Source organism: Acidovorax sp. HMWF018 (assembly GCF_003061035.1).
Classification (GTDB): Bacteria; Pseudomonadota; Gammaproteobacteria; order Burkholderiales; family Burkholderiaceae_C; genus Acidovorax; species Acidovorax delafieldii.
This window is the reverse complement of record NZ_QAIM01000134.1, coordinates 1-4,152: the sequence shown is the minus strand read 5'-3', so window position 1 is coordinate 4,152 and position 4,152 is coordinate 1. Positions and strand designations below refer to the sequence as shown.

The window sequence follows — 4,152 nt, the reverse complement described above, 5'->3', positions numbered from 1 at the left end:
GATCAGGTTTGCTCATGGGAGGCCTTTCGGTGACGGTCGGCAAAAGAAATGCGATGCAGAACCAACAGGAACCACTCTACACGCGGTGCCGGCCTGTGCGCACTTGATCAGGGTCACAAATGATGGTGGTTTTCCAGCAGAGCGCGGCGTGTGGCGGGACTTTGCAGCTGGTTCAGCCACCACTGCAGCGCGCGGCCGGGTGCGGTGAAGCCGGGACCACCCCAGGCGTAGTGCACGCGCACGTTGCGTTCGGGCCGGGCCACGCGGCGCGCCACCAGGCGCCCGGCTTCTAGGTAGGGGCGCACCATGGGTTCGGGCAGAAAGCCTCCGCCCAGACCGCGCAACTGCACGCGCACCTTGGCCTGCATGGTGTCCACCGTCAGCACGTCCTGCCCACCCAGCAGGCCCATGGTGGCGCCGCCCCGGGTGGCCGAATCGGCCACGGCCACGGCGCGGTGCTCCAGCAGCGTGGCGTCGGAGATGGGCTCGGGCGCGGTGGCCAGCGGGTGATGGGGCGCTACCACGTAGATGAAAAGTACGTCACCCAGCAGCCCTTGCTGCAGGCCGGCCACGTTGTTGCTGGCCACCGAGACGCCAATGGCCAGGTCTGCGCGGCCGGAGGTCAGCGCCTCCAGCGTGCCGGTCATGATGCCGTCGCGCAGCTTCAGCCGCGTCGGGGGCTTCATGGCATAGAACGCGTCCACCAGCTCCAGCAGGGTGTGGGGCGAAATGATGCCGTCGATGGATAGCGTGAGCTGTGGCTCCCAGCCCGTGGCCACGCGGCGCACGCGGTGGGCCACGGCGTCGATGTCTTGCAGCAGGCGCGCGCCTTCGCGCAGCAGCTCCACCCCGGCCTCAGTGGGGCGGGCTTGGCGTGCGCTGCGGTCGAACAGCAGCACGTCCAGTGCGTCTTCGATCTGGCGCACGCGGTAGGTGAGGGCGCTGGGCACCAGGCCCAGTTGCCGTGCGGCGGCGGCAAAGCTGCCAGCCTCGGCAATCACCTGCAGCATGGTCAGCGCATCGGGGGTGAGGACATCGCGGGCGTTTTGCATGGTGGCGCCATGTTAATTCAGATTATTTGAACAGTGCCATCAATCCGTCTGTGCCCGCAGAGGTGGCTGCGGTCCTACAGTCGAGTCTTGAAAGGAGCACTCACATGCTGACTGTTCGTAAATCGCAAGACCGGGGCCACGCCGACCATGGCTGGCTCAATTCCTTCCACAGCTTCTCGTTTGCCGGGTACTACGACCCTGCCCACATGGGCTTTGGCAACCTGCGGGTCATCAACGAAGACCGCATTGCGCCGGGCACCGGGTTTGGCACCCATGGCCACCGCGACATGGAAATCATCAGCTACGTGCTGTCGGGCGAGCTGGCCCATAAGGACAGCATGGGCAACGTCAAGGGCATCCCGCCCGGTGACGTGCAGCGCATGAGCGCAGGCACCGGCGTGCAGCACAGCGAGTTCAACCACGCTGCCGGCCAGACCACGCATTTCCTGCAGATCTGGATCGAGCCGAACGTGCGCGGCATCCCGCCCAGCTACGAGCAAAAGACCTTTGCCGAGTCGGAAAAGCGCGGCGCCCTGCGCCTGGTGGCATCGCCCGACGGCGCCCAGGGCTCGGTGAAGATCCATGCTGACGCAGCCTTGTATGCGGGCTTGCTGAATGGTGACGAGTCCGCCACCCTGGCGCTGAACCCCGCCCGCAAGACCTATGTGCACCTGGTGCGTGGCGCGCTGAGCGCCAACGGCCAGGCCCTGTCGGGCGGCGACGCGCTGCTGATGGAAAAGGAAACCACCTTGTCGTTGACCGATGGCCACGACGCCGAGGTGCTGGTGTTTGACCTGGCCGCCTGATCTTTATTTCGTAACCACTTTCACTCAGGAGTTCTTCACCATGTTCACATCCCTGCAAAACCCTCTGGCCCTGGCATCGCGCCTGCTGCTGGCCGCCCTGTTCCTGCCTGCGGGCATCAGCAAACTGACCGGCTTTGCCGGCACCGTGGGCTACATCACTTCGGTGGGCCTGCCCATGCCCACGGTGGCGGCAGCGGTTGCGGCGGCGGTCGAAGTGCTGGGCAGCCTGGCGCTGATCTTTGGCGTGGGCACCCGGTTTGCCGCACTGGCGTTGGCCTTCTTCACGCTGGTGGCCAGTTTCTTCTTTCATGCCTACTGGAACCTGCCCGCAGACAAGCAAATGATGCAGCAGCTCATGTTCTTCAAGAACGTGGGCGTGACCGGCGGCCTGCTGGCCCTGGCAGCGTTTGGCGCCGGCGCCTGGAGCCTGGACGCACGCCGCTCGGACCGCTGATCCGGTTGGCATAGAAAGGGCCTGCAACCCGCAGGGGTGCAGGTTCTGGCATTCAATCTCGTCGTTGGTTGTCGTTCTGTTGGTAGTTCTTTTGGTTCTTTCCCCTGGTCTCGTTCCCTCATCGTTTCAACAGGAGTTATCTCATGGCACACATCGCAGTTGTTTACCACTCGGGTTATGGTCACACGCAGCGCCTGGCGCAGTCTGTGGCGGAAGGTGCAGGCGCCCAGCTGGTCGCCATTGATGCAGAGGGCAACCTGCCCGAAGGCGGCTGGGAAACGCTGGCCGCTGCCAGCGCCATCATCTTTGGCTCGCCGACCTACATGGCGGGCCCCAGCTGGCAGTTCAAGAAATTTGCCGACGCCTCGTCCAAGCCCTGGTTCAGCCAGGCCTGGAAGGACAAGCTGTTTGCAGGCTTCACCAACAGCGCCAGCACCAATGGTGACAAGCAGATCACGTTGGACTACATGTTCCACCTGGCCATGCAGCACGGTGGCATCTGGGTGGGCAACGGCATGATGCCCGCCAACTCCAAGGCGGCCACGCGCAACGATGTGAACTGGATCGGCTCGTTCAGCGGCGCCATGTCCCAGTCGCCGTCGGACGCCTCGGCTGCCGAGATGTTCCCTGGCGATCTTGAGACGGGCAAGCAGTTTGGCCAGCGTGTGGCCGACGTGGCCCGCCGCCTCTCTCGTTAAGGCGCAGCCGCCTTTTGGCGCTACAGTGGCGCGCCCCAATACAACCAGGAGAACAACCCATGGCAGTTGAATTGCGGCGCGTCCCCGGCGCGCCCATGGCCCAGACCGTGCACATCCGTGCGCACGACCTTGTGGCCGATGGCAGTGTGGAAGAGGGCGGCACCGACAGCGGCCCCAGCCCGCACGATCTGTATGACGCTGCCCTGGGGGCCTGCAAGGCGCTCACGGTGTTGTGGTACGCGCGCCGCAAGGGCCTTCCGGTGGACGATGTGCAGACCGTGGTCGAGCGCGACGCCTCGGCCGAGCGTGCGGGCGTCTACCGCCTCGCGACCCGGCTGCAGGTCAGCGGTGACCTCACCGATGCCCAGATCGCCGAGCTGGAAACCGTGGCGCAGAAATGCCCTGTGCACAAGCTGATGACCACGGTGACGACCGAGATCAGCACTTCGTTGGAGCGTGCATCATGAGCGATACCCCCAGCTTTCTGCCCCTCACGGGCCATGCCAAGGATCTGGGCGGCGGTTTCACCGTGCGCCGCCTGCTGCCCGCTGTGCAGCGCAAGGCCGTGGGGCCCTTCCTGTTTTTCGACCACTTCGGTCCGGTAACGGTGGCACCGGGCGACAGCCACGATGTGCGGCCCCATCCGCACATTGGCCTGGCGACGGTGACCTACTTGTTCTCTGGCGCCATCATGCACCGCGACAGCCTGGGCTACGTGCAGCAGATCGAGCCCGGCGCCATCAACTGGATGACGGCGGGGCGCGGCATCGTGCACTCCGAGCGCCGCCCGGAGAGCCTTGCGAACCAGGCTTATGTGAACCATGGCATCCAGCTATGGGCTGCGTTGCCAGCCGCCCATGAGGAAGCCGACCCCTCGTTTGTGCACACGCCTGCGGCGGCCATTCCGGAGTTGCTGGTGGATGGCGCCACCGTGCGGGTGTTGATTGGCGAGGCCTTTGGTCAGACCTCGCCGGTGGCCACGTATTCGCGCACCTTGTACCTGGACATTCAGTTGTCTGCCGGCGCCACGATAGAGATTCCGGCGCTGGTGCCCGAGCTGGCGGTGTACACCGTGGATGCACCCGTGTCGCTGAACGGCGATGAGGTGCCTGCGCACATCCTGGCCGTGGCGGAACCCGGCC

The 4,152-nt window shown here is 65.1% G+C and carries 6 protein-coding genes; 5 read left to right on the top strand and 1 reads right to left on the bottom strand.

Annotated features, from left to right (window positions below; genetic code table 11):
* Positions 1-113: 113 nt before the first annotated feature.
* The gene (locus DBR23_RS05200) at positions 114-1,052 is read right to left on the bottom strand and encodes a LysR family transcriptional regulator (RefSeq protein ID WP_056063168.1); all 939 of its coding nucleotides are present in this window, start codon (positions 1,050-1,052) and stop codon (positions 114-116) included.
* 104 nt (positions 1,053-1,156) lie between these two features.
* Here DBR23_RS05200 and DBR23_RS05195 point away from each other — a divergent pair, with 104 nt between their 5' ends.
* From DBR23_RS05195 to DBR23_RS05175, 5 genes are all read left to right on the top strand, one after another.
* On the top strand, positions 1,157-1,858 hold the full coding sequence (locus DBR23_RS05195) for a pirin family protein (RefSeq protein WP_108497528.1): 702 nt from the start codon (positions 1,157-1,159) through the stop codon (positions 1,856-1,858).
* A 40-nt stretch (positions 1,859-1,898) separates the two neighbouring features.
* On the top strand, positions 1,899-2,312 hold the full coding sequence (locus DBR23_RS05190) for a DoxX family protein (RefSeq protein ID WP_056744599.1): 414 nt from the start codon (positions 1,899-1,901) through the stop codon (positions 2,310-2,312).
* Positions 2,313-2,455: 143 nt separating this feature from the next.
* On the top strand, positions 2,456-3,010 hold the full coding sequence (locus tag DBR23_RS05185) for a flavodoxin family protein (RefSeq protein WP_108497527.1): 555 nt from the start codon (positions 2,456-2,458) through the stop codon (positions 3,008-3,010).
* Positions 3,011-3,069: 59 nt separating this feature from the next.
* Positions 3,070-3,477 (top strand): OsmC family protein, encoded by a 408-nt coding sequence (locus tag DBR23_RS05180; RefSeq protein WP_108497526.1) that lies wholly within the window; start codon positions 3,070-3,072, stop codon positions 3,475-3,477.
* A partial coding sequence (locus tag DBR23_RS05175; protein ID WP_108497525.1) for a pirin family protein occupies positions 3,474-4,152 on the top strand: 679 nt, incomplete at its 3' end. The genes DBR23_RS05180 and DBR23_RS05175, both read left to right, overlap by 4 nt.

What these genes read in the sequence shown, in the direction of transcription:
- DBR23_RS05200 (WP_056063168.1), bottom strand. Translation starts at nt 1,052, where the DNA reads ATGCAAAACGCCCGCGATGTCCTCACCCCCGATGCGCTGACCATGCTG.
- DBR23_RS05195 (WP_108497528.1), top strand. Translation starts at nt 1,157, where the DNA reads ATGCTGACTGTTCGTAAATCGCAAGACCGGGGCCACGCCGACCATGGC.
- DBR23_RS05190 (WP_056744599.1), top strand. Translation starts at nt 1,899, where the DNA reads ATGTTCACATCCCTGCAAAACCCTCTGGCCCTGGCATCGCGCCTGCTG.
- DBR23_RS05185 (WP_108497527.1), top strand. Translation starts at nt 2,456, where the DNA reads ATGGCACACATCGCAGTTGTTTACCACTCGGGTTATGGTCACACGCAG.
- DBR23_RS05180 (WP_108497526.1), top strand. Translation starts at nt 3,070, where the DNA reads ATGGCAGTTGAATTGCGGCGCGTCCCCGGCGCGCCCATGGCCCAGACC.